This window comes from Neobacillus sp., from assembly GCF_031988165.1.
Classification (GTDB): Bacteria; Bacillota; Bacilli; order Bacillales; family Cytobacillaceae; genus Neobacillus; species Neobacillus rhizosphaerae.
On the sequence record NZ_DALZYO010000040.1, the window covers coordinates 1 to 23,074 of the forward strand.

The 23,074-nt window shown below is 39.6% G+C and carries 26 protein-coding genes; 25 read left to right on the forward strand and 1 reads right to left on the reverse strand.

Going from position 1 to position 23,074, the window contains the following annotated elements; translation table 11 throughout:
• The first annotated feature begins 282 nt into the window (after positions 1-282).
• The 10 genes from RTR43_RS20460 to rsmI all read left to right on the forward strand — a co-directional run bounded on the left by RTR43_RS20460 (position 283) and on the right by rsmI (position 7,706).
• A complete protein-coding gene (locus RTR43_RS20460) occupies positions 283-486 on the forward strand; it encodes a sigma factor G inhibitor Gin (RefSeq protein ID WP_396954604.1) in 204 nt (67 codons plus the stop codon).
• A gap of 85 nt (positions 487-571) precedes the next feature.
• Entirely contained in the window at positions 572-2,011 is a 1,440-nt protein-coding gene (locus RTR43_RS20465) for an aminotransferase class I/II-fold pyridoxal phosphate-dependent enzyme (protein ID WP_312474536.1), read from the forward strand.
• 27 nt (positions 2,012-2,038) lie between these two features.
• On the forward strand, positions 2,039-2,674 hold the full coding sequence (tmk, locus tag RTR43_RS20470; RefSeq protein WP_312474538.1) for a dTMP kinase: 636 nt from the start codon (positions 2,039-2,041) through the stop codon (positions 2,672-2,674).
• Between the two features lie 325 nt (positions 2,675-2,999).
• Entirely contained in the window at positions 3,000-3,329 is a 330-nt protein-coding gene (locus RTR43_RS20475) for a cyclic-di-AMP receptor (RefSeq protein WP_248737345.1), read from the forward strand.
• 42 nt (positions 3,330-3,371) lie between these two features.
• A complete protein-coding gene (gene holB, locus RTR43_RS20480) occupies positions 3,372-4,379 on the forward strand; it encodes a DNA polymerase III subunit delta' (RefSeq protein ID WP_312474540.1) in 1,008 nt (335 codons plus the stop codon).
• Complete coding sequence (locus RTR43_RS20485; RefSeq protein ID WP_312474542.1) at positions 4,372-5,199, forward strand: PSP1 domain-containing protein; 828 nt, start codon at positions 4,372-4,374, stop codon at positions 5,197-5,199. The genes holB and RTR43_RS20485 overlap by 8 nt, the downstream gene beginning before the upstream one ends.
• A 13-nt stretch (positions 5,200-5,212) precedes the next feature.
• The gene (gene yabA / locus RTR43_RS20490) at positions 5,213-5,584 is read left to right on the forward strand and encodes a DNA replication initiation control protein YabA (protein WP_248737348.1); all 372 of its coding nucleotides are present in this window, start codon (positions 5,213-5,215) and stop codon (positions 5,582-5,584) included.
• Positions 5,585-5,832: 248 nt separating this feature from the next.
• Positions 5,833-6,573, forward strand: a complete 741-nt coding sequence (locus tag RTR43_RS20495) for a tRNA1(Val) (adenine(37)-N6)-methyltransferase (protein WP_312474545.1) — start codon at positions 5,833-5,835, stop codon at positions 6,571-6,573.
• Positions 6,563-6,850 (forward strand): GIY-YIG nuclease family protein, encoded by a 288-nt coding sequence (locus RTR43_RS20500; protein WP_312474547.1) that lies wholly within the window; start codon positions 6,563-6,565, stop codon positions 6,848-6,850. The genes RTR43_RS20495 and RTR43_RS20500 overlap by 11 nt, the downstream gene beginning before the upstream one ends.
• Positions 6,828-7,706 (forward strand): 16S rRNA (cytidine(1402)-2'-O)-methyltransferase, encoded by an 879-nt coding sequence (rsmI, locus tag RTR43_RS20505; protein ID WP_312474655.1) that lies wholly within the window; start codon positions 6,828-6,830, stop codon positions 7,704-7,706. The genes RTR43_RS20500 and rsmI overlap by 23 nt, the downstream gene beginning before the upstream one ends.
• A gap of 96 nt (positions 7,707-7,802) precedes the next feature.
• Here rsmI and RTR43_RS20510 read toward each other — a convergent pair whose 3' ends face one another.
• Positions 7,803-8,087, reverse strand: coding sequence for a transition state genes transcriptional regulator AbrB (locus RTR43_RS20510; protein ID WP_312474549.1), 285 nt, complete (start codon positions 8,085-8,087; stop codon positions 7,803-7,805).
• 482 nt (positions 8,088-8,569) lie between these two features.
• Between RTR43_RS20510 and metG the strand changes: the two genes are divergently transcribed.
• The 15 genes from metG (at position 8,570) to RTR43_RS20585 (ending at position 22,985) form a co-directional block, all read left to right on the forward strand.
• The gene (gene metG, locus RTR43_RS20515; RefSeq protein ID WP_312474552.1) at positions 8,570-10,540 is read left to right on the forward strand and encodes a methionine--tRNA ligase; all 1,971 of its coding nucleotides are present in this window, start codon (positions 8,570-8,572) and stop codon (positions 10,538-10,540) included.
• Positions 10,541-10,759: 219 nt separating this feature from the next.
• Positions 10,760-11,530 carry a TatD family hydrolase gene (locus RTR43_RS20520; protein ID WP_312474555.1) on the forward strand — a complete coding sequence of 257 codons (771 nt, stop codon included), beginning with the start codon at positions 10,760-10,762 and terminating at the stop codon, positions 11,528-11,530.
• 233 nt (positions 11,531-11,763) lie between these two features.
• Positions 11,764-12,945: a ubiquitin-like domain-containing protein gene (locus RTR43_RS20525; protein ID WP_312474558.1), complete on the forward strand. Its 1,182-nt coding sequence runs from the start codon at positions 11,764-11,766 to the stop codon at positions 12,943-12,945.
• A 582-nt stretch (positions 12,946-13,527) separates the two neighbouring features.
• Positions 13,528-14,088 carry a ribonuclease M5 gene (gene rnmV / locus RTR43_RS20530; protein WP_312474561.1) on the forward strand — a complete coding sequence of 187 codons (561 nt, stop codon included), beginning with the start codon at positions 13,528-13,530 and terminating at the stop codon, positions 14,086-14,088.
• Positions 14,081-14,959 carry a 16S rRNA (adenine(1518)-N(6)/adenine(1519)-N(6))-dimethyltransferase RsmA gene (rsmA, locus tag RTR43_RS20535; protein WP_312474563.1) on the forward strand — a complete coding sequence of 293 codons (879 nt, stop codon included), beginning with the start codon at positions 14,081-14,083 and terminating at the stop codon, positions 14,957-14,959. The genes rnmV and rsmA overlap by 8 nt, the downstream gene beginning before the upstream one ends.
• Before the next feature lie 114 nt (positions 14,960-15,073).
• Positions 15,074-15,967, forward strand: coding sequence for a sporulation peptidase YabG (yabG, locus tag RTR43_RS20540; protein WP_396954605.1), 894 nt, complete (start codon positions 15,074-15,076; stop codon positions 15,965-15,967).
• Between the two features lie 205 nt (positions 15,968-16,172).
• Positions 16,173-16,436 (forward strand): biofilm formation stimulator Veg, encoded by a 264-nt coding sequence (veg, locus tag RTR43_RS20545; RefSeq protein WP_007084178.1) that lies wholly within the window; start codon positions 16,173-16,175, stop codon positions 16,434-16,436.
• Between the two features lie 131 nt (positions 16,437-16,567).
• On the forward strand, positions 16,568-16,753 hold the full coding sequence (locus tag RTR43_RS20550; RefSeq protein ID WP_312474571.1) for a small, acid-soluble spore protein, alpha/beta type: 186 nt from the start codon (positions 16,568-16,570) through the stop codon (positions 16,751-16,753).
• 251 nt (positions 16,754-17,004) lie between these two features.
• A complete protein-coding gene (gene ispE, locus RTR43_RS20555; RefSeq protein WP_312474573.1) occupies positions 17,005-17,874 on the forward strand; it encodes a 4-(cytidine 5'-diphospho)-2-C-methyl-D-erythritol kinase in 870 nt (289 codons plus the stop codon).
• A gap of 56 nt (positions 17,875-17,930) precedes the next feature.
• Positions 17,931-18,758: a pur operon repressor gene (gene purR / locus RTR43_RS20560; protein ID WP_312474576.1), complete on the forward strand. Its 828-nt coding sequence runs from the start codon at positions 17,931-17,933 to the stop codon at positions 18,756-18,758.
• A 1-nt stretch (position 18,759) separates the two neighbouring features.
• The gene (locus RTR43_RS20565; protein ID WP_312474578.1) at positions 18,760-19,134 is read left to right on the forward strand and encodes a RidA family protein; all 375 of its coding nucleotides are present in this window, start codon (positions 18,760-18,762) and stop codon (positions 19,132-19,134) included.
• A gap of 186 nt (positions 19,135-19,320) precedes the next feature.
• Positions 19,321-19,611 (forward strand): septation regulator SpoVG, encoded by a 291-nt coding sequence (gene spoVG, locus RTR43_RS20570; RefSeq protein WP_003347151.1) that lies wholly within the window; start codon positions 19,321-19,323, stop codon positions 19,609-19,611.
• A gap of 221 nt (positions 19,612-19,832) precedes the next feature.
• Positions 19,833-21,206: a bifunctional UDP-N-acetylglucosamine diphosphorylase/glucosamine-1-phosphate N-acetyltransferase GlmU gene (gene glmU / locus RTR43_RS20575; RefSeq protein ID WP_312474582.1), complete on the forward strand. Its 1,374-nt coding sequence runs from the start codon at positions 19,833-19,835 to the stop codon at positions 21,204-21,206.
• Between the two features lie 23 nt (positions 21,207-21,229).
• Positions 21,230-22,186 carry a ribose-phosphate diphosphokinase gene (locus RTR43_RS20580; RefSeq protein ID WP_248737364.1) on the forward strand — a complete coding sequence of 319 codons (957 nt, stop codon included), beginning with the start codon at positions 21,230-21,232 and terminating at the stop codon, positions 22,184-22,186.
• Positions 22,187-22,349: 163 nt separating this feature from the next.
• Positions 22,350-22,985: a 50S ribosomal protein L25/general stress protein Ctc gene (locus RTR43_RS20585; RefSeq protein ID WP_312474587.1), complete on the forward strand. Its 636-nt coding sequence runs from the start codon at positions 22,350-22,352 to the stop codon at positions 22,983-22,985.
• Positions 22,986-23,074 lie beyond the last annotated feature (89 nt).

The following is a 23,074-nucleotide window of genomic DNA, read 5'->3' on the forward strand; positions in this document are numbered from 1 at the left end:
AGCGCCGATGGTAGTTGGGGCAGGCGCCCCTGTGAGAGTAGGACGTTGCCAGGCATGTGTAAAGGACAATCCGAGAGGATTGTCCTTTTTTTCTTTTTTGCTGTAAGAAAATATTACAAAACAAAAAAGTACGAATTGTTTTGAAAGAATTCACTTATAGACATACACCCAATAGCTAACTGCAACATAATATATTACAGGATGGGATTGGAAAAAGAGTATTCGAAAAATTGTATACAAATTGGAGTTTGAGGGCAGAATGGGTGTATGGAGGTGGAGGAATTGAGTTCATTTTTAGCCCATAATCATTATGAAGAAACGTGCGTTATTTGTGAAAATTTAAAACCGAAAGGCATACATCTATATACTTCTTTTATTTGTACAGAATGTGAAAATGATTTAATTCAAACTGATACAAACAATCCAAAATATAAATACTTCCTGAAACAGCTGAAAAAAATTACAACCCCAGAAATTTTTTCGTAACAAAGTCCATAATGGGCTTTATTTTTTTGCTATGATAGGGGATTTCATTTAAAATTAATAAGACTCTTAGAAGGAAGTATAGAAAATGAATACTCAATTGGAAACACCCTTATATCAAGCTTTAATGGAACATGTAAATAAGAATCCAATTTCCTTTCATGTTCCTGGACATAAAAATGGCTCGATAAATCAGCCTCAAGCAAATACCTATTTCAAGCGAATTTTAAAAATTGATGCAACGGAGCTAACAGGTTTAGATGATTTGCATTCACCCGACGGAGCAATATTGAAAGCTGAAAGGCTTTTAGAACAATTATTTCAATCTAATAATAGTTTTTTTCTTGTCAATGGTTCAACTATAGGAAACCTGGCCATGATCATGGCGACCTGTGAGGAAGATAATATTGTCCTTGTTCAAAGGAATTGTCATAAATCAGTCTTAAATGCCCTTAGATTAGCTAAAGCAAAACCTGTTTTTATAGAGCCGGGATATAATCAGGATTGGAAAGTAGCCGGAGGCATCAACATTGAAACAGTCAAGGAAGCGCTTTTCCTTTATCCGGATGCAAAAGCGATTATTTTGACCTATCCTAACTACTATGGAATGGTTTATGATTTAAAAGGTATCATTAGGGAGGCTCATCTTCGTCATATCCCAGTACTAATTGATGAGGCACATGGACCGCATTTTATTGTCGGTGATCCTTTTCCAGCTTCAGCCACCCAAATGGGCGCGGATATCGTTGTTCAGTCCGCCCATAAGACACTCCCGGCGATGACAATGGGTTCTTTTTTACATGTTAACAGCGAGTTCATTAATGTAAATAGGGTAAAGGAATTTCTAGGAATGTTTCAATCAAGCAGCCCTTCTTATCCCATTATGGCGTCACTGGACATAGCAAGGAATTACTTAGCTACATATGACAGTGGGGATTTATCCTTTTTTTTGACTAAAACCAGGCGCTTTAGGGAGGAATTAAGTAAAATTCCAACTATTAAAGTGTTAGATTTTCCAAATAATCAAGGAGATCCTTTGAAAATTACTATCCAATCTAGATGTGGATTAAGTGGCTTTGATCTTCAAAATAGATTGGAAGAGGTATCTATCTATCCAGAATTGGCAGATCCATATAATGTGCTTTTGATTCTTCCCTTATTAAAAGAGGGGCAGAGTTATCCCTTTGAAGAAGCTGCTGCCAAAATAAACAAGGCTCTTCTAGGTTTCCCTATTCAGGAATGGAAGGAAGAATTTCATATTGATAATCAAAAAATATCTGAGTTAGCTATTCCCTATAAAGAAATGGATAGGTTTACCGAGAAATCAGTCCTAATTGTAGATGCATTGGACCAGGTTTGTGCGGAAACGATTATCCCCTACCCACCAGGAATTCCACTGCTTTTAAGGGGTGAAACCATAACATTAGACAAGCTCCATCAGCTAAATCAATTCATTGAATCCGGAGCAAGGTTTCAAGGTGGCTCCTCGTTAAAAAATGGCTTACTAAAGGTTTTTTGTACATCTTAAGTAGAAACAGTTGGAGGTTTTATTTCGATGAAGAACGGAACATTTATCACTTTTGAAGGGCCGGATGGTGCGGGAAAGACGACCATAATCAACATGGTGGCAGATCAGCTTACTAACGTCCTAGTCACTAGGGAGCCAGGCGGCATTGATATCGCCGAGCAAATAAGAAGAGTAATATTGGCTAAAGAGAACACGGCAATGGATCCGCGAACGGAAGCATTACTCTATGCTGCAGCACGAAGACAGCATTTGATGGAAAAAGTGAAGCCTGCGCTAGCAGAGGGGAAAGTCGTTCTCTGCGACCGATTTGTTGACAGCTCGCTTGCCTATCAGGGCTATGCACGAGGATTGGGAATAGATGAGGTATGGAAGATTAATCAATTTGCTATTGAACAAATGATGCCCGAGTTAACCATCTATTTTGATATTGAACCAGAGTTAGGATTAAAGCGGATTAACAAAAATAAAGGAAGAGAGATTAACCGGTTGGATTTAGAAAATCTTGAATTCCATCACAAGGTTAGACAAGGGTATCAGCAATTGATGGAACGTTTTCCAAATAGAATCGTTGCTATCGATGCTTCAGGTTCGGTGGATGAGGTATTTAAGAAAACCATCGAGCTTGTCGAAGCCAATTTAGCGGATAAAAAGCCTTCACTGTAAGGCTTTTTTTGAAAGATATAAAAGTATAAAATTTTGACTTCGAGAACTGTCCAGCTCCAGCGGCCAGCGGCTAGTGTACTTTGCGCTTCTCCCTACGATAAGTCAACTTCGGTTCTCCTAACGCTCACTGTGTTTCCAATACTCACTCGAAACGCTCCAGACCATACGCAGCGCAAAGGAAGCTTCCACTTTTCTTAATAGTAAGAAACGTATTATATGAAATTAATAATTCTTTCAGTCCTATTACAAATGTAAGAAGGGCGATAACCTGTTATAATATAGGAAGAGGTAACTAGAGTCGGAAAATTGGAGAGTGGGTGGTTTGATGAAACTCATCATAGCAGTTGTTCAAGATCAGGATAGTAATCGTTTATCAAAGGCGTTAGTAGAGAATAATTTTAGGGCGACAAAGTTAGCGAGTACAGGTGGGTTTTTGAAATCGGGGAACACCACCTTTATGATTGGAACTGAGGATATTCGCGTTGATCGAGCTCTTCAAATTATTAAGGATAACTGCAGGTCTAGGGACCAGCTGGTTTCACCAGTTTCTCCAATGGGGGGGAATGCAGACGCCTATGTACCATATCCTGTTGAAGTTGAGGTTGGCGGGGCAACAGTTTTCGTCCTTCCTATCGAGCAATACTTGCAATTTTAATGTACCTGTCGGTTTATTTTATAAAGTAAGCGAGTGATTAGCTTGGTAAAAACATGGGATCAGCTAGAAGAATTGCAGCCAGCCATACTCCGAATGATAAAAAACAGCATAGTGAAAAATCGAGTAGCCCATGCATACCTTTTTGAAGGCATGAGAGGGACAGGGAAAAGAGAGATAGGATTATTACTCACGAAGGCTCTTTTTTGTGAATCGATTATTGATGGCTTTAAACCTTGTGAGGATTGTCATAATTGCCGCCGCGTTAATAGCGGAAATCATCCTGATGTTCATATTGTTGAACCGGATGGGTTATCAATAAAAGTAGACCAAATAAGAAACCTACAAGCTGAGTTTTCGAAAAAGGGAGTAGAATCGTTAAAAAAAGTTTACCTGATATCCGGTGCAGATAAAATGAGTGTGAGTGCCTCCAATAGTTTGCTTAAGTTTCTTGAGGAACCGAGTGCAGAAACGGTGGCTTTTTTATTAACCGAACAGCCGCAGCAAATGTTGCCTACTATTTTATCGAGGTGCCAAATTTTAGCATTTCATCCATTATCGCCTCAAGCTATGATTAAACAGCTAGTGGAAAACGGCGTTGAATCAGTAAAGGCTCCATTACTTGCTCAGCTAACTAATAATCTCGATGAGGCACTGAAATTAAATGTCGATGAATGGTTTGCACAAGCTCAAAAAATAGTGTTAAAATTATATGAGGTGTTGGAGAAAAATTCTTTGGAGGCACTGGTAACACTTCAAAGTGAATGGTTTCAACATTTTAAAGAGAAAGAACAGATTCATCGTGGTTTAGATCTTTTACTTCTTATTTTTAAGGATTTACTATATATACATTTAGATAAGCAGGAGCAAATTGTTTTTAAAGGAGAAAGTGAACGGTTAAAACAATTCGCATTAAAAACTTCTGTACGGCGCTTATCGATTCAAATGTCAGCTATTCTTGGAGCAAAACGGAAGCTCGAGAAGAATATGAATCCTCAGCTGATGATGGAACAACTTGTGTTAAAATTGCAGGAGGGATCTTCATTTGTATGATGTTGTAGGAGTACGCTTTAAAAAAGCGGGAAAAATCTATTATTTTGACCCTGGAGACCTCTCATTTGAAAAGGATGACTTCGTGATTGTTGAAACAGTCCGCGGAGTGGAATATGGTAGGGCGGTAATTGCCCGTAAACAGGTTGAGGAGCATGATGTTGTCCTTCCATTAAAAAAAGTGGTCAGAATTGCGGACCAAAAGGACCGTATGATTGTTGAGGAAAATAAGCAGGCTGCGCAGGAAGCTTATGAGGTTTGTAATGAAAAAGTGACTGAGCATCAATTGGATATGAAACTGGTTGATGTTGAATATACATTTGATCGAAACAAGATCATATTCTACTTTACTGCAGATGGAAGAGTTGATTTCCGTGAGCTTGTGAAAGATTTAGCAGCAATTTTTCGGACACGGATTGAATTACGCCAGATAGGTGTCCGTGATGAAGCCAAGATGCTTGGCGGTATCGGCCCATGTGGCCGAATGCTGTGCTGTTCTACTTTTTTAGGTGATTTTGACCCTGTTTCCATTAAAATGGCGAAGGATCAAAATTTATCTTTAAATCCTACCAAAATATCTGGTTTATGTGGCAGACTGATGTGTTGTTTAAAATATGAAAATGATGAATATGAATCTGCGAAAGAGGCTCTGCCGGATTTAGGGGAAATCATTGAAACACCGCAGGGTACTGGGAAAGTAGTAGGATTAAATATATTAGAACGGGTACTTCAAGTGGAACTAAAGGAACAAGAACGGGTTCTGGAGTATACATTAGATGAAATCATTAAAGAAGGTGCCTTTTCTATACAATCCACAGATTAATGAGGTGGAAGACGTGGATAAAAAAGAAATATTTGAGTCGGTAAGTAATATGGAAACACAAATTGGCAGTCTATACCAGCAGCTTGGAGAATTAAAGCAGCATTTAGCCGAAATATTAGAAGAAAATCATTATTTAAAACTTGAGAATGAGCATCTAAGGCGCCGTTTAGATGTAACCACAGGAGAAGGAAAGAAAGAAACAGCTAATAAAAAGGGTACAACCCTTGCTGAGTCTCCTGGAATAAAGCCGTTTGATGTAGGGGAAGGATATGATAACCTCGCCCGTCTTTATCAAGAAGGGTTTCATATTTGCAATCTTCATTTCGGGAGCTTGCGGAAGGAAGGCGACTGTTTATTTTGTCTTTCTTTTCTTAATAAGAAATAACCTAGAGGAGGCTGAGAAAATCAGCCTCTCTTTTCTTACAAACCGCAAACAGCGTTTCCAACCGTTACTAACTTTGGAAATGCATTAATTTACAGCATTAACCTAACATAATTGGGCGGTGTGAGTAGAGCTTTAGTTTAATCTAATTCGCAGTGAAACTTGTTTATTTTTCACTTAGATTGGATAAATTGAATCATTTTTCGACGCTCCGCCCCTTTTCCATACATAAGAAGATAGGATGAATTTATGTGGTCATTTTGAAGGAAGATGAACGGTTGGATTATTTACTTGCTGAAAATTTAAGGATTATTCAGAGTCCTTCTGTTTTTGCCTTTTCTCTTGATGCTGTTCTCTTGGCAAGGTTTGTTTATGTTCCCATTCAGAAAGGGAACTTACTGGACCTTTGCAGCGGGAATGGCGTGATTCCTTTATTTTTAAGTGCAAGGACAAAGGGACACATTACTGGTGTCGAAATACAGGAGCGCCTTTATGATATGGCGGTTAGAAGCATCCAGTATAATGGTCTGCAAAATCGCCTCCAGATGATTCATGGTGATATTAAGGACATGGCGCAGCGGTTAGGCTATGGAAAGTTCGATGTCGTAACCTGCAATCCGCCCTATTTTACGACACCGTCAACGGGAGAAGTCAACCCAAATGAACATCTGGCGATTGCTCGCCATGAAATTCTTTGTACCTTGGAAGACGCTATCAAGGCTTCAAGTGACCTTGTCAGACAAGGCGGGAAGGTGGCATTTGTCCACCGCCCGGGCAGGTTTTTGGATATCATCACCTTGATGCGCCAATATAGACTTGAGCCAAAGCGGGTACAATTTGTTTACCCGAAAAAAGGCAAGGAAGCAAATACGCTATTAATTGAAGCGATAAAGGATGGCAGCCCGGATCTTAAGATTCTCCCGCCAATCATTGTGTATAATGATAACGATGAATATACAAAAGAAATAAGAGCGATTTTATATGGAGAATAGCGATCACTACTTTTATGTATTAACCTGTGCAGATGACAGTCTTTATGGCGGCTATACCAATAATCTGGAACGTCGGATTAGGATGCATAATGAGGGTAAAGGGGCAAAATACACAAGAGGGCGGGGACCGGTCAAGCTGACCTACTATAAAGGCTTTGAAAATAAAAGTGACGCCTTAAGGGCGGAATACCATTTTAAGAGTTTACCACGGAAGAAAAAGCTTGAGTTTTTATTAAGTGAAACGGGTGATGAAGATGTGGCAGCAGAAAAGCTTTGAGAACGAAGACCATAAAGGAATTCTTTACCTCGTTCCCACGCCGATTGGAAATCTAGAGGATATAAGCTTTCGGGCAATTAGAATCTTAAAAGAGGCGGACCTGATTGCCGCAGAAGATACACGGAATACGAAAAAGCTATGTAATTACTTTGAAATTGAAACCCCTATCGTCAGCTATCATGAGCACAATAAGGAATCAAGCGGGGAGAAACTTATTCATAAGGTGAAGGATGGCTTTAAGGTTGCTGTTGTTAGCGATGCAGGCATGCCAGCCATCTCTGATCCAGGCTATGAGCTTGTGGTTGCTGCAATTGAAGAAAAAGTACCCGTTGTACCACTGCCTGGGGCAAATGCGGCCCTTACCTCATTAATTGCCTCAGGCTTGGCCTGTCAGCCCTTTTATTTTTATGGGTTTTTAAATCGCAGCAAAAAGGATAAACGGGCGGAGTTAGAGGCTTTAAAGTGGCAAACGGCGACCATCATCTTTTATGAGTCTCCACATCGCCTTAAGGAAACATTGGCAGTTATGCAAGATGTTCTCGGAAATAGAAAGATTGCTTTATGCAGAGAGTTAACGAAAAAATATGAGGAATTTATTAGAGGAACCATTGAAGAAGTAATGGTCTGGGCTCATCAGGATGAAATTCGCGGTGAGTTTTGTATCATTATTGAAGGAACGAATGAGCAGCAGGAGGAAGAGCCTAGCTGGTGGAATCATTTATCACTTGAGGAGCATGTAAATCACTATATCTCTGATCAAAAGATGACTTCTAAAGAAGCCATTAAACTAACAGCAAAAGACAGAGGCCTTAATAAAAGAGAGGTATACCAGGCCTATCATGTCGAAAATGAATAATAAGAAATAATCCAGCACTTAAAAGTGCTGGATTATTTCTTACTATCAGACTTAAAATTATTGAACTTTGAAAAAGTACGCGTGCGCTTTTTTTTATTATTTAGCTAATTCAATGTTGCTTTGGATCTCTTGTATTAACAGTTCTGCACCTTCACGGCTTAAAATTAATTTGCCGCCAGCAAGAGCCATGTTATCATCAGATACTTCACCTGTTACTTGGCAAGTCATATTTGGCTTGTATTTTTTTAAGATAATGCGTTCATCATCTACGTAAATTTCAAGTGCATCCTTTTCAGCAATTCCTAGTGTACGTCTTAATTCAATCGGAATAACCACACGACCTAATTCATCAACTTTACGAACAATACCTGTAGATTTCATTCTATTCCTATCTCCTCTCACAAATGCAAAGATTATTTATCTATTTTTTATTCGTCATTATTCGACAAATTTTTCATAGCTTTATAATACAAGAAATTCCCATATCCGTCAATTATTTTATTTTAAAAAAAAACAAAATTTTTTTTGCCAGCAACCAACTACTGATTTAACAGAGATTACCAAAATATCCCTATGGTTAAAACGAAAGATTAGTAGTAACTTGTTGGAGAAAGTTTACTTTTTTAAAAAGAATATTCGACAAAATTCTACAATTATAAAATCTTCACGTCCATAGGTTTCGGAAACTACTCTTTTTTTATGGGTGTATTAGGAAATAATTTTTAAAAACTGGAATTGGATGAGTAACGGTTTCTTGCACAAAAGTTCATTTTTCGGTATATTTTGATGATAGAAGCGGGAAAAAGAGGCAATAATGGTTAAATGGGGATTTGTAAATTGCCTATTATTATGGAGGGATACAAATGGAGGAAAAATTAAAGACTTTTTATCTTACCACACCAATATACTATCCAAGCGGTAATTTACATATTGGACATGCATATACGACAGTTGCCGGTGATGCAATGGCGCGTTATAAGCGGATGCGCGGCTATGATGTGATGTATTTAACGGGTACGGATGAGCATGGGCAAAAAATTCAGCGTAAAGCGGAGGAAGCGGGGATTACACCGCAGCAATACGTTGATGAAATCGTTGATGGAATCAAAGAACTCTGGAAAAAGCTCGATATTTCCTATGATGATTTTATCCGGACAACCGAGGAAAGGCACAAACAAACAGTCGAAAAGATTTTTGCTAAACTGCTGGACCAAGGAGATATTTATCTTGATCAATATGAAGGCTGGTATTGTACACCATGTGAAGCCTTTTTTACAGACAGACAGTTAGTAGATGGAAATTGTCCAGACTGTGGTAGATCTGTTGAATTAGTAAAAGAAGAATCGTACTTTTTTAAAGTAAGCAAGTACGTAGACAGATTATTACAATACTACGAAGAGAATCCTGAATTCATTCAACCAGAGTCACGAAAAAATGAAATGATTAATAACTTTATTAAACCAGGTCTTGAGGACTTAGCGGTTTCAAGGACAACCTTTGACTGGGGCATCAAGGTTCCGAGGGATCCGAAGCATGTTATTTATGTTTGGATTGATGCATTGTCTAACTACATTACAGCCCTTGGCTATGGCACTGAAAATGATTCCAAGTATTTGAATTATTGGCCGGCAAATGTTCATCTTGTCGGGAAAGAAATAGTCCGTTTCCATACGATTTATTGGCCGATTATGTTAATGGCTCTTGATGTACCACTTCCAAAGAAAGTGTTTGCCCATGGTTGGCTGTTGATGAAGGACGGAAAAATGTCCAAATCAAAAGGAAATGTGGTCGACCCTGTTACACTAATAGACCGCTACGGCCTTGATGCACTAAGGTATTATTTATTGAGAGAAGTGCCTTTTGGTGCCGACGGTGTGTTTACACCTGAAGGATTCGTTGAAAGAATTAACTTTGACTTGGCAAATGATCTTGGAAATCTGCTTAATCGAACAGTCGCCATGATTGAAAAGTATTTTAACGGTGTCATTCCTGATTATTCTGGTTCCGTTAGCGAATTTGACGATTCATTGCTTCAGGTAAATCGTGACTTGATAACTAAATATGAGGAAGCAATGGAAAAAATGGAGTTTTCAGTTGCGTTAACTTCCATTTGGCAGTTAGTCAGCCGTACAAATAAATATATTGATGAGACACAACCATGGACGTTAGCGAAGGATGAGGGACGTAAAGAGGAGCTTGCTAGTGTAATGGTTCATTTGGCCGAATCATTACGGAGAATTGCTATTCTTCTACAGCCGTTTTTAACTCGTACACCTAATGGGATTTTCACCCAATTGGGTATTCTGGATGAAACGCTTAAGGCATGGGACAGCCTTGAAAACTTCGGCGTTATTCCAAGCAATACAAAGGTTGCAAAGGATGCACCTCTTTTCCCGAGACTGGAAATTGCCGATGAAGTAGCCTTTATTAAAACAAAAATGCAAGGCGGTGAGCCCTTGGCTACGACGCCAGCAGTAGAAGAGCAGAAAGAGGAAAAACCTGAAGCCATCGATGAAATTTCCATTGATGATTTTATGAAAATTGATTTGCGTGTCGCCGAAGTTATTCAAGCAGAGCCGATTAAGAAAGCAGATAAGCTTCTCAAGCTTCAGCTTGATCTTGGTTATGAAAAGCGTCAAGTCGTTTCCGGGATTGCCCAGTACTATAAGCCGGAAGAATTAGTGGGCCGTAAAGTCATTTGTATTACGAACTTAAAACCAGTAAAGCTTCGCGGTGAATTGTCACAAGGAATGATCTTAGCTGGTTCCAAAGACGGTGCATTATCTCTTGCAACCGTGGATCAAACTCTACCAAATGGCTCAAAGGTTAAATAAGTCTTTCTACAGTTTTAATTACAAGCTCCATCGCCCGGATCAAGGTGCTGGAGCTTTTCTTTTAAAAATTGTTTCACGTGTAACAATTTTCGCTATTTTTCTTTTATTTGCCTACTAATTGCAAGGTTTTGCTGAAAAATAGAATTTTTATTTTAAGTGAAAAATTGTTAGCGAAATTTGCGCTATCATGATGAAAAAAATGAAAAAAGGAGCTAAATTATGTTATTTGACACACATGTCCATTTAAATGATGAACAATATAACGAAGATTTGCAAGAAGTCATTTCCAGAGCTCAAAAGGAGGGCGTCACGAATATGGTCGTTGTCGGCTTTGATCGTCCGACGATTCAACGGGCAATGGAACTAGCCGAAAGCTATGACTTTATTTATGCCTGTGTGGGCTGGCATCCAGTTGATGCGATTGACATGACAGATGAGGACTTGTTATGGATTGAGGAATTATCAGCCCACCCTAAGGTAGTAGCTATAGGTGAAATGGGTTTGGATTATCACTGGGATAAGTCTCCAAAGGAAATTCAAAAGAAGGTATTTCGTAAGCAAATCCAGCTGGCCAAAAAAGTGAAGCTGCCAATCGTCATACACAATCGTGAGGCGACAGCAGATATCGTGGAAATATTAAAGGAAGAAGGGGCAGAGGAAGTAGGGGGAATTATGCATTGCTTTAGCGGTAGCCCTGAAGTGGCAAAGGAATGCGTAAATATGAACTTTTATATTTCTCTTGGCGGACCAGTAACCTTTAAAAATGCTAAAAAACCGAAAGAAGTAGCTGCTGAAATTCCATTAGATAAACTATTAATTGAAACAGATTGCCCTTATTTAGCACCACATCCATATCGTGGAAAACGGAATGAGCCAGGTTATGTAAAGCTGGTTGCAGAAGAAATTGCCGAAATAAAAGGGTTGACATTTGAAGAGGTAGCGGAAGTAACGACACGAAATGCTAAAAAAGTATTCGCCATAAAATGCTAAAAGAAATTGTCGAAGACGAGGGAAGCTTGTCTTAATTTTTTATGAAAACAAAAAGTTCTACATGTCTCCTTTTCAACATAGGATAACCGTGTCGAGAAGTTTTTCTTTGCAAATTTACCAGTAATGTGCATAATTAGAAATACCTTCACAGGAAATGCAAGGAATGACAGCAGGCAGCATGGTACTAATATTCTCTCCGAGAAAAGGAGGCGTTTTTCATCGTATTCAAAAACATGAAAAACCTGTTTTCTAAGTCTTTGAGTGGGAGGAATTTGATCATTGTTTTTGCTAGTTTCGTTGTTTTGCTAACAATTCTGGGAGTTCTTTTTTTTGAAGGCTCGAAGAATACGGTGGCAATTACACTTAATGACGAGCATATGGTCGTAAAAACGCATGCAGATACCATTAAAGAAATATTGGATGAACTGGATGTATCCCCCCGCTCACAAGACTACTTGTCTCCAAAGGCAAATACGAAGGTGAAGGACCACCTTAAAGTCGTTTGGAAGCAAGCAAACAAGGTTCACATTGTCAAAGACAACGAGAAGAAAACGATTTGGACTACAGCCGGTACTGTGGCTGAGCTCCTGACAGAGCAGAAAATTGTATTGAAGGAACAGGATCAGATTTCAGCTAGACCGCAAACGGCAATTAAAAACAAGATGAATATAGATATAAAAATTGCCTTTCCTCTTACGTTTGTGGACGGCGGTAAAGAGCAGCAAGTTTGGGCTACTTCGGCTACGGTCGCTGACTTTTTAACACAACAGGGTACAAAGTTAAATGAACTAGACCGAGTGGAACCATCATTAACAGAAACCATAGCGGAGAATGGTGTTATTAACATCATTCGAGTAGAAAAAGTCACCGATGTAGTGGAAGAACCTGTTCAATTTGCCGTGGTAACAAAAAAGGATGAAAGCTTAGAAAAAGGCAAGGAAAAAATCATTACCATGGGTAAACATGGGCGTGTATCTAAACAGTACGAAGTCCTGCTTGAAAATGGTAAAGAAATATCAAGAAAATTAATTAGTGAGCAGAATATTACCGAGAAACAGGATAAGGTTGTGGCTGTCGGAACGAAGGATTTGACCGTGCAGGTATCTCGTGGTGCTGCGGAAACGGGAACAGAATTTTACGTGACTGCAACCGCCTATACTGCATACTGCAATGGTTGTTCAGGAAGAACGGCAACAGGTCTTAACCTCAAGTCTAATCCGAACATGAAAGTAATTGCTGTTGACCCAAGGGTTATTCCTCTGGGTACAAAGGTGTATGTGGAGGGCTATGGATATGCTATAGCAGCTGACACTGGCGGAGCGATTAAAGGGAATATCATTGATTTATTCATGCCGTCCAAAACGGATGCTTATCGCTGGGGCCGTAAAAAGGTGAAAATAAAAATTTTACAGTAAGCTAGATTAATAACCCAATTTTTATTATTGAACTTTGAGAACTGCCCAGGTCCAGAGCCTAGACGACATCAGGCTTTCTCTACGATAAGTCAATATCGGAAAAGCTTGTGCTCTCCGTGTTTCCAATACACATTCGAAGCACTTTAGTCCATACGCCAAGCAAAGGAAGCTTTCGTTTTTCTTAAAAGATAAGAAAGTATAAAATTTTCGACTTTGAGAATTGTCCAGCTCCAGCGCCCTAGCGACTAGAGTGCTTCCCTCACCTCCCTACGATAAGTCAACATCGGTTCGCTAACGCTCACCGTGTTTCCTTTATCTCAGTCGGTTCAGTCCAGCCCTTACGTCGCTGACCAGGGCGCTTGCGCTTTTCTTAATGCAGAGGATTATCCTCTGCATTTTGCTTTTTCCGTAGATTTCTATATACTAACAACGGGTACATACTTCAATTTTGCTTAATTTATTTTTACTTAATTGTATGAATGCTTACGATAATATAGACGATGGACATTACAAAAATGTTTCAAATATTTTTCAAATATTTTTCATTATTTATTATTTTTATTACGGAGGATTTCACTTCATATGAAGATCAAGGAAATAATTGTCGTTGAGGGTAAAGATGATACAACAGCGATAAAAAGGTCTGTTGATGCTGATACCATTGAAACAAACGGGTCTGCTGTGAATGATGCAACCATTGAGAAAGTAAGAAAGGCTCAGGAAATACGTGGTGTGATCATTTTTACAGACCCTGATTTTCCTGGTGAAAAAATCAGAAAGACGATTGCTAATCGTGTTCCTGGGTGTAAGCATGCCTTTATACCAAAAGAAGAAGCCATTGCTAAAGGCGGCAGAGGTCTGGGTGTTGAACACGCCAGCCCTGAAGCGATTCGAGCCGCCCTAAAGGATGCTCAGCTGATGCATGAGTCAATAATAGAAGAAATCACTCAGGAAGATTTAATTACAGCTGGCCTGATCGGTGGCGAGGGTGCGAAAGAGCGAAGAATCATGCTTGGCAATCTGTTGAAAATTGGCTATACAAATGGTAAACAACTGCATAAGCGGCTAATGATGTTTCAAATAAGTAAACAAGAATTTGCAGAGGCACTTTCTGTTGTCATTCGGGAGGAACTAAATGAATAAAGATATCGCAACCCCTGTGAGAACAAGGGCTATTTTAGAGAAATACGGTTTTTCTTTTAAGAAAAGCCTTGGTCAAAATTTTTTAATTGATACCAATATTTTAAAAAAAATTGTCAGCTTTGCTAATTTGAATGAGAATTCCGGTGCCATTGAAATTGGGCCTGGGATTGGTGCCCTCACTGAACAGCTTGCCCGTACGAGTAAAAAGGTAGTTGCCTTTGAGATTGATCAGAGATTATTGCCAATTTTGAATGATACGCTTTCACCGTATTCAAACGTAACTATTATTCATAAAGACGTGTTAGAGGCGAACGTCCAAGAAGTGATGGATGAGGAACTTAAAGGGATCGAGGATGTCATGGTAGTAGCGAATTTACCCTATTACGTGACAACCCCTATCATTATGAAACTGTTGGAGGATAAGCTGCCCATTCGCGGTATCGTTTGTATGCTTCAAAAAGAGGTGGCAGATCGCATTTCTGCTAAGCCTGGTACGAAGGACTATGGCTCTCTTTCGATTGCTATTCAATATTACACAGAAGCGGAGACGGTCATGATTGTCCCGAAAACGGTGTTTGTCCCGCAGCCAAATGTCGATTCTGCTGTTATTAGATTGACAAAACGCGAGTATCCAGCTGTAACTGTAAAGGATGAGGGATTCTTCTTTCAAGTCACTAAAGCAAGTTTTGCGCAAAGAAGAAAAACACTGCTAAATAATTTAACTAGCCAACTTCCTGACGGGAAACAGAAGAAGGAAGAAATTCTCACGGCCTTAAGCCAAAGCGGGATTGACCCTTCAAGAAGAGGAGAAACGCTGTCCTTAGAAGAATTTGGCCGGTTAGCTGATGAATTATATCCCCACTTCCATTAAGGCCTTTTTGTAAAGGTCTTTTTTTCTTACCTTCTTTTCACACACAGACAAAGCCTCTCGCATAGCCTATGAGAGAACCTTTAACTGAAAGGCCTTTATGCTGGTCTTACTGGAGTGACGGCAGTGGATATAAAAGTAAACGATATTGTCGGAAGAACATCATATAACTGTGATATTCTATTTCGCGTCATCGATATTCGAATAATAAACGACCAGAAATTTGCAATTCTATATGGAGAGGATTTCCGCCTTGTCGCGGATGCACCTTATTCTGATTTGGTTGTGATCACCCAAAATGAACGAGTAAAGCTGAGGCAAGAATACAGAACACTTGAAGAACAGTCATTAAGACTTTTTACACAGGATGTTGATTTATTAAAATCCAGGCAGGAGTATGAAGCCACTGGAGGATATGTAAAACCAAGTAATTATTTCCAAATACCAGGGAAGGTCCTTCATTTAGATGGGGATCCAGCTTATTTGAAAAAATGTATGACGCTATATGAAAAAATTGGCATCCCCGTTTTGGGCATCCACTGTAATGAAAAGGAAATGCCTAATAAGATAGGAGAAATGATTGATCACTATCGGCCGGATATTCTTGTTATCACCGGACATGATGCCTATTCAAAGGCGAAAGGGAAGATGACAGATATAAACGCCTATCGCCATTCGAAACATTTCGTTCAAACCGTCAGGGAGGCAAGGAGAAAAATTCCTCATTTAGATCAACTGGTTATCTTTGCAGGAGCCTGCCAATCGCACTTTGAATCCCTCATTCATGCAGGAGCAAACTTTGCCAGTTCCCCATCACGGATTAATATTCATGCCCTCGACCCAGTCTATATTGTGGCAAAAATCAGCTTTACCCCGTTTATGGAGAGAATTAACGTTTGGGATGTGTTACGGAATACCCTAACAGGAGATAAAGGGCTAGGGGGGATTGAAACAAAAGGCGTGTTACGAACTGGCATGCCTTATCGGCCAATCCAGGAACATGAAGAATAAGCCTTTAGTAAAAAAGGGCTTATTTTTTATTTTTTGGTGGGATACATATTCCCCTTCCAATATGGTAACGATAGAAATGTTGAAATTTGGATGAAAAAGTAGAATAAAAAATATTGACAATCTTTTTGTCGGACTGATATAATTTATGTTTTTGTTTGACAAAACTATGTCAGCGTGTTATACTTTACATAGTGAGGTGGACCGAATGCCAAAAACCTTAGCCGATATTAAAAAGGCTCTCGACACAAATTTAGGGAAAAGGTTGTTGCTGAAAGCAAACGGAGGACGTAGGAAAACAATCGAACGTTCCGGTGTTTTAGCGGAAACTTACCCATCTGTTTTTGTTATTGAGTTAGATCAAGATGAAAATTCATTCGAACGTGTTTCTTACAGCTACGCAGATGTATTAACAGAAACAGTTCAAATTACATTCTATGATGATGCAGCAGGACATGTGGCTTTAAGCTAGTATATAAGCAATGACAGGCAGTAAACATAACGTTTACTGCTTTTTGCTATCTTAAAAGGATTATTTCTCTATTATGAAAATCCGTTTTTACCTCATACTAAGAATACTGTGGTAAGAAAGGGGCTGTTTAGATGGGTAGAAGAAGAGGAATCATGTCTGAAAGGTTTAAAGAGGAGCTTGCAAAAGAACTTGGCTTTTACGATGTGGTTCAAAAAGAGGGATGGGGCGGCATCAAGGCAAGGGATGCAGGGAATATGGTGAAGCGTGCTATTGAACTTGCGGAAGAGCAACTGGTCAATCAGAAGCCGAAGTCTTAAGTCCTAAAGAAGGGCACTACCAATTTAAATTTAAACAAATCTTTACCACAGTCAGGCCAGCTTGGGGATTCCTATCCCTGCTGGCCTTTTTATTTAACTCCATCTCCAAAATTTTGCTTTTTTCTAAACAAAACTAATGATAAAATATTAAATTTGTTAGGATATATAATATCTCACGTCTTACATTAATCGTTTTGTGGTAAAATAGGACAAAATGTGGAATTTGGAATTAACTAAAGTAGGTGGACGTAGTGAAGCTTTTAGTCAAGGCACCGGCCAAGATAAATTTAGCATTAGATGTTTTACATAAACGTTCCGATGGCTTCCATGAGGTGGAAATGATTATGACCACGATTGATTTGGCAGACCGGGTGGAACTAACCTTATTAAATCACGATAAAATACATATTCTCTCCCATAATCGCTACGTACCGGATGATCAGCGAAACTTAGCCTATCAAGCGGCACAGCTTTTAAAAGATCGGTTTCAAGTTAAAAAAGGCGTAATGATTGCCATTGAAAAAACGATTCCCGTTGCCGCGGGGCTTGCTGGAGGGAGCAGTGATGCTGCCGCCACCTTAAGAGGGCTAAATAAACTCTGGGACCTTGGTTTAACTTTAGATGAATTAGCAGAGCTTGGCTCGGAAATCGGATCGGATGTTTCTTTTTGCGTTTATGGAGGCACTGCATTGGCGAAGGGAAGAGGAGAAATCATCACTGAACTTCCTGCACCGCCAACATGCTGGGTTATCCTTGCAAAACCATTCATCGGAGTATCAACAGCAGAGGTTTATCGTCGACTTGATATAAAGGGAATGAACCATCCTGACATTAATGGAATGATTGGGGCTATTAACAATCACGACTATCAAAAGGTATGCGGGAAGGTCGGGAACGTCTTAGAGGATGTTACCTTAAGCCTTCATCCTGAAGTGGCGCAAATAAAGGAGCAAATGAAGCGTTTTGGAGCAGATGCAGTTTTAATGAGCGGCAGCGGCCCAACTGTTTTTGGGATCGTTCAGCATGATTCCAGAATGCACCGCATCTATAATGGACTAAGAGGATTCTGTGATCAGGTATTTGCTGTCCGGATGCTCGGAGAACGACATACACTTGATTGAAAACGAACAATAATGCTATTATTAAATAAGAATATTCGGTTTTTTGGAGGCTGGTTATGAAGTTTCGCCGCAGTGAACGTTTGATTGATATGACTAATTATTTATTGGACCATCCTCGCCAGTTAGTACCACTTACGTTTTTTGCTGAGCGTTATTCGTCTGCCAAGTCTTCTATCAGTGAAGACTTAGCTATTGTAAAGGAAACCTTTGAACAAAGAGGAATAGGCACATTGCAAACAGTACCAGGGGCTGCCGGCGGTGTTAAATTTTTTGTTAAGGTGAGTCAAGAAGAGGCAAAACCTTTTGTCGATGAATTGTGTGAATTAATTGCCAATGCGGATAGGCTGTTACCTGGAGGCTATTTATATTTAACTGATATTTTGGGCGACCCACAAGTTGTGCAAAAGGCCGGGCGCATCATTGCTTCCGCCTATGCCGACGCTAAAATTGATGTGGTGATGACCGTTGCTACTAAAGGGATACCCCTTGCCTATGCGGTCGCGAGTCAGCTGAATGTCCCTGTTGTAATTGTCCGAAGGGATAATAAAGTCACGGAGGGGCCGACAGTAAGTATCAATTATGTTTCCGGTTCAACAAAAAGAATTCAAACAATGGTTCTTTCGAAAAAGAGTATGAAACAGAATTCTCGCGTTTTGATTGTTGATGATTTTATGAAGGCTGGCGGAACGGTAATGGGAATGATCAGTATGCTGGAGGAATTTAATTCACATCTCGCGGGGATTGCCGTTTTAGTAGAGGCTGAAAAAATCCAAGAACGATTAGTGGATGAATATTTATCTCTCGTTCAATTGTCAGACGTGGACGTGAAAGAGAAGAAGATTAAGGTGGAATCGGGAAATTATCTCAACAAATGGAGGGGGTAACATGAAAGCCATTCAAACGAATCAAGCACCGGCTGCTATTGGGCCTTATTCGCAAGGAATTGTAGTTAATAACCTATTTTATAGTTCTGGACAAATTCCGTTAACAGCTGAAGGAACCATGGTTACAGGAGATATTAAAGTCCAGACCCAACAGGTGTTTCAAAATTTGCAAGCTGTGCTTAGTGAAGCGGGTGCTGCCTTTGAAACAGTCATAAAGGCAACTGTGTTTATTAAAGACATGAATGATTTTGCTGCGGTAAATGAAGTGTATGGTGAATATTTCAATGTACATAAACCAGCCCGCTCTTGTGTAGAGGTTGCCCGTTTGCCGAAAGATGCTTTGGTTGAAATTGAAGTTGTCGCACTTGTGAAGTAAACGGACGATTTTTATCTCAATATATGTGCTCAAAACTCCTGTATTGTCAGTGAATGTCCATTTTTTACAAAAGTTCACTATTTCGCCCTAATTTTTCTAAAATATTTTGAATATAAAGAAGGATTCCTGAATAAAATGTTGAATTTATTTATTTAGCATTTTATCTAACAAAAAGGGTGTGAGCACATGGAAGTAACTGACGTAAGATTACGCCGGGTTAACACGGATGGACGCATGAGAGCGATTGCATCGATCACATTGGATAATGAATTTGTCGTTCATGACATTCGTGTTATCGACGGAAACAACGGTTTATTTGTAGCTATGCCAAGTAAACGGACTCCAGATGGAGAATTTCGTGACATTGCGCATCCAATCAATTCAGGAACACGCGGTAAAATCCAAGAAGCTGTTTTGGCTGAGTACCACCGCTTAGGTGAATTGGAAGTAGAATTTGAAGAAGCCGGAGCTTCCTAAGGATTTTAACAACTAGGGCCTTTCTTCTCCAGTAAGGCTCTTTTTATTGTTTACAATTAACAGTGTCGACCTAGTCACTGCTCCTATACCCCCCCTTTCGCTGTTCTCCTCAAAAAAATTCAATATTACAAAATAAAACACTTATGTTTCATTCCTTGAAAAGAGAGCCCATTTACGTTAATATTTTTAATGGATAAAAAGGTTAAATTGGAGGACTGAACATGCATAATCGTTATGCTGTGATTTTGGCCGCAGGGCAAGGGACGCGGATGAAATCTAAGCTGTATAAAGTATTACACTCAGTTTGCGGCAAACCAATGGTTCAGCATGTTGTTGATCAAATAACATCGCTTCATATTCAGGAAATGGTTACCATTATTGGCCATGGGGCTGAAAAGGTGCAAGCCCAATTAGGTGACAGCAGTCTTTATGCTTTGCAGGATAAGCAATTGGGTACGGCCCATGCTGTCATGCAAGCAGGGAGCATTCTTGATGGCAAAGAGGGCGTAACCATTGTTGTCTGCGGTGATACCCCTTTAATAAAGGCGGAAACGATGGAGTCCCTTTTTAAACATCATGAAGAATTAAAGGCAAAAGCAACAATCCTCACAGCAAAAATAGATGACCCAACAGGGTACGGCCGGATTATTCGCAATGAAAACGGTCTCGTAGAGAAAATTGTTGAGCATAAGGATGCAACAGATGGTGAACGGAATATAAATGAAATTAATACAGGTACTTATTGCTTTGACAATCAGGCTTTATTTCATGCCTTAAGGAATGTTTCGAATGACAATGTTCAGGGCGAATACTATCTACCGGATGTTATTGAAATCCTTAAAAAACAGGGTGAAGTTGTCACAGCTTTCCAAACCACTGATTTTGCAGAAACTCTAGGTGTAAATGACCGGGTTGCCTTGGCAGAAGCAGAGCGCATCATGCGGAACCGGACGAATGAGGCCCATATGCGTAATGGGGTAACCATTATTGATCCTCTGAACACATACATTGAAACGGATGTCGAAATTGGACAGGATACTGTTATCTATCCAGGAACGATGATAAAAGGTAAAACGATTATCGGTTCTGACTGTCAAATTGGTCCAAACACAGAAATTGATTCATGTAAAATTGGCGATGACACCGTTGTTCGTCAATCGGTGGCCCATAATAGCTCGATTGGTGCTCATGTCAATATTGGACCATTTGCCCATATCAGACCGGACTCAACGATTGATGATGAAGTGAAAATTGGCAACTTCGTCGAAATCAAGAAAGCTGTTTTCGGAAAAGGAAGCAAGGCATCCCATTTAAGCTATATTGGCGATGCTGAGGTTGGCAGTGATGTAAACATTGGCTGCGGTTCAATTACAGTGAATTACGACGGCAAAAATAAATACTTAACGAAAATTGAAGATGGTGTCTTTATCGGCTGTAACTCAAATTTAGTTGCCCCTGTCACAATTGGTAAGGGCGCATACGTGGCTGCCGGTTCCACGATAACTAAAAATGTACCAAGTGAAGCTTTATCCATTGCCCGTGCACAGCAAGTCAATAAGGAAAATTACGTACAGAAGCTTAATTTAAAGAAATAAGCAAAAATAATTGGAGGGCCATCATGTCAAATCAATATTTAGATCCGAACTTAAAGGTATTCAGTTTAAACTCAAATATTCCTCTTGCTCAAGAAATTGCAAAGGTTATTGGAGTGGAACTCGGAAAATGCTCAGTCTCAAAGTTTAGTGATGGAGAAATCCAAATTAATATTGAAGAAAGTATCCGTGGCTGTGATGTCTATGTCATTCAATCGACCAGTTTACCTGTAAATGACAATATTATGGAATTGTTAATCATGATTGATGCCTTAAAAAGGGCATCTGCGAAAACCATTAATATTGTTATGCCTTACTATGGCTATGCGCGTCAGGATCGGAAAGCACGTGCCCGTGAACCAATTACCGCTAAATTAGTAGCAAACCTGCTCGAGACTGCTGGGGCAACCAGGGTGATTTGTCTTGATTTGCATGCACCACAAATTCAAGGATTCTTTGATATTCCTATTGACCACTTGATGGGCGTGCCGATTTTATCAGAGTACTTTAAAAACAAGGAATTAAATGGTGACATTGTGATTGTTTCTCCAGATCATGGTGGGGTAACAAGAGCGAGGAAAATGGCAGAGCGCTTAAAAGCACCGATTGCGATTATCGATAAACGCCGTCCAAGACCGAATGTGGCGGAAGTCATGAATATCGTCGGTAACATTGAAGGAAAAGTAGCCATTTTGATCGATGATATCATTGATACAGCAGGAACAATTACTCTTGCAGCCAACGCTTTGGTTGAAAATGGGGCTAGTGAAGTGTATGCATGCTGTACACACCCTGTCTTAAGCGGACCGGCAATTGAAAGAATACAAAACTCAAAAATAAAAGAATTAGTCGTTACCAATTCTATTCCTCTTCCAGAAGAGAAAAAGGCTGATAAAATTATTCACCTATCGGTTGCACCGTTAATCGGTGAAGCCATTATTCGTGTCCACGAAGAACAATCTGTAAGCACTTTGTTTGATTAATAGAAAAGCGGAAGCGTCCATTTTAAGAAGGACACTAGCCACTGGACGCTAGAGCTGGACAATGATCAAAGTCAAAATTACTTTCTTATCATAAAAAATGATTAGACCTTTCTATTTTAGGGCATTTTTATATAGACAATAAAATAGGAAGGTGACTAAACATATGAGTACTGTTTTACAAGCAAAGGAGCGGAAGGAATTCCGTCATTCCGCGTTAAAGAAAATTAGAGATGGTGGCAACATCCCTGCCGTTATTTATGGTGCAAAAGTTAATAGTAAACCTGTGTTTGTTAGTTCAGCCGATTTAACAAAAACGTTAAGGGCTGTAGGCAGAAATGGAGTCATCTCCCTAGATGTTGATGGCAGCAAGCAGGATGTAGTGCTAACTGATTTTCAAGAGGATTGTTTTAAAAAGGGAATCCTTCATGTTGATTTTCTAGCCGTAGATAAATCCTCGAAAATCAATGTTGATGTTAGACTTGTCCTTGTTGGCGACGCTGCTGGAGTAAAAGATGGCGGGGTTCTGCAGCAGCCAGTTCACCAGCTATCGATTACTTCTACCCCAGATAATATTCCGCAGCAAATTGAAGTGGATATAACCAATCTACTGGTGGGGGAAACCTTATCGATTGCTGATATTCTTTATCAAGGCTCTTTTACCATTAATCATGAAGAAGGGGAAGTTATTGCTTCGATTCTTCCTCCAAGGCAGGAAGTGGAGATTAACGCTGGTGAGCAGCAAGAAGAAGGCCATCCTGATAATGAAGAGGGAAGAGAAACAACTCCGATTGGAGAATAGAAAAGCGGACGTAACCTATCTAAGGTTACGTCTTTTGTCGCATTACAAGATGAATTAATTTATACTATGGGAGACATACCATGTTTAGA

Bases quoted from the DNA above. Each gene is read 5' to 3' on its own strand.
- RTR43_RS20465 (WP_312474536.1), top strand. From the start codon at position 572: ATGAATACTCAATTGGAAACACCCTTATATCAAGCTTTAATGGAACAT.
- tmk (WP_312474538.1), top strand. From the start codon at position 2,039: ATGAAGAACGGAACATTTATCACTTTTGAAGGGCCGGATGGTGCGGGA.
- RTR43_RS20475 (WP_248737345.1), top strand. From the start codon at position 3,000: ATGAAACTCATCATAGCAGTTGTTCAAGATCAGGATAGTAATCGTTTA.
- RTR43_RS20500 (WP_312474547.1), top strand. From the start codon at position 6,563: ATGGAGAATAGCGATCACTACTTTTATGTATTAACCTGTGCAGATGAC.
- rsmI (WP_312474655.1), top strand. From the start codon at position 6,828: ATGTGGCAGCAGAAAAGCTTTGAGAACGAAGACCATAAAGGAATTCTT.
- RTR43_RS20510 (WP_312474549.1), bottom strand. From the start codon at position 8,087: ATGAAATCTACAGGTATTGTTCGTAAAGTTGATGAATTAGGTCGTGTG.
- metG (WP_312474552.1), top strand. From the start codon at position 8,570: ATGGAGGAAAAATTAAAGACTTTTTATCTTACCACACCAATATACTAT.
- RTR43_RS20520 (WP_312474555.1), top strand. From the start codon at position 10,760: ATGTTATTTGACACACATGTCCATTTAAATGATGAACAATATAACGAA.
- RTR43_RS20525 (WP_312474558.1), top strand. From the start codon at position 11,764: ATGAAAAACCTGTTTTCTAAGTCTTTGAGTGGGAGGAATTTGATCATT.
- rnmV (WP_312474561.1), top strand. From the start codon at position 13,528: ATGAAGATCAAGGAAATAATTGTCGTTGAGGGTAAAGATGATACAACA.
- rsmA (WP_312474563.1), top strand. From the start codon at position 14,081: ATGAATAAAGATATCGCAACCCCTGTGAGAACAAGGGCTATTTTAGAG.
- veg (WP_007084178.1), top strand. From the start codon at position 16,173: ATGCCAAAAACCTTAGCCGATATTAAAAAGGCTCTCGACACAAATTTA.
- RTR43_RS20550 (WP_312474571.1), top strand. From the start codon at position 16,568: ATGGGTAGAAGAAGAGGAATCATGTCTGAAAGGTTTAAAGAGGAGCTT.
- purR (WP_312474576.1), top strand. From the start codon at position 17,931: ATGAAGTTTCGCCGCAGTGAACGTTTGATTGATATGACTAATTATTTA.
- RTR43_RS20565 (WP_312474578.1), top strand. From the start codon at position 18,760: ATGAAAGCCATTCAAACGAATCAAGCACCGGCTGCTATTGGGCCTTAT.
- spoVG (WP_003347151.1), top strand. From the start codon at position 19,321: ATGGAAGTAACTGACGTAAGATTACGCCGGGTTAACACGGATGGACGC.
- glmU (WP_312474582.1), top strand. From the start codon at position 19,833: ATGCATAATCGTTATGCTGTGATTTTGGCCGCAGGGCAAGGGACGCGG.
- RTR43_RS20580 (WP_248737364.1), top strand. From the start codon at position 21,230: ATGTCAAATCAATATTTAGATCCGAACTTAAAGGTATTCAGTTTAAAC.
- RTR43_RS20585 (WP_312474587.1), top strand. From the start codon at position 22,350: ATGAGTACTGTTTTACAAGCAAAGGAGCGGAAGGAATTCCGTCATTCC.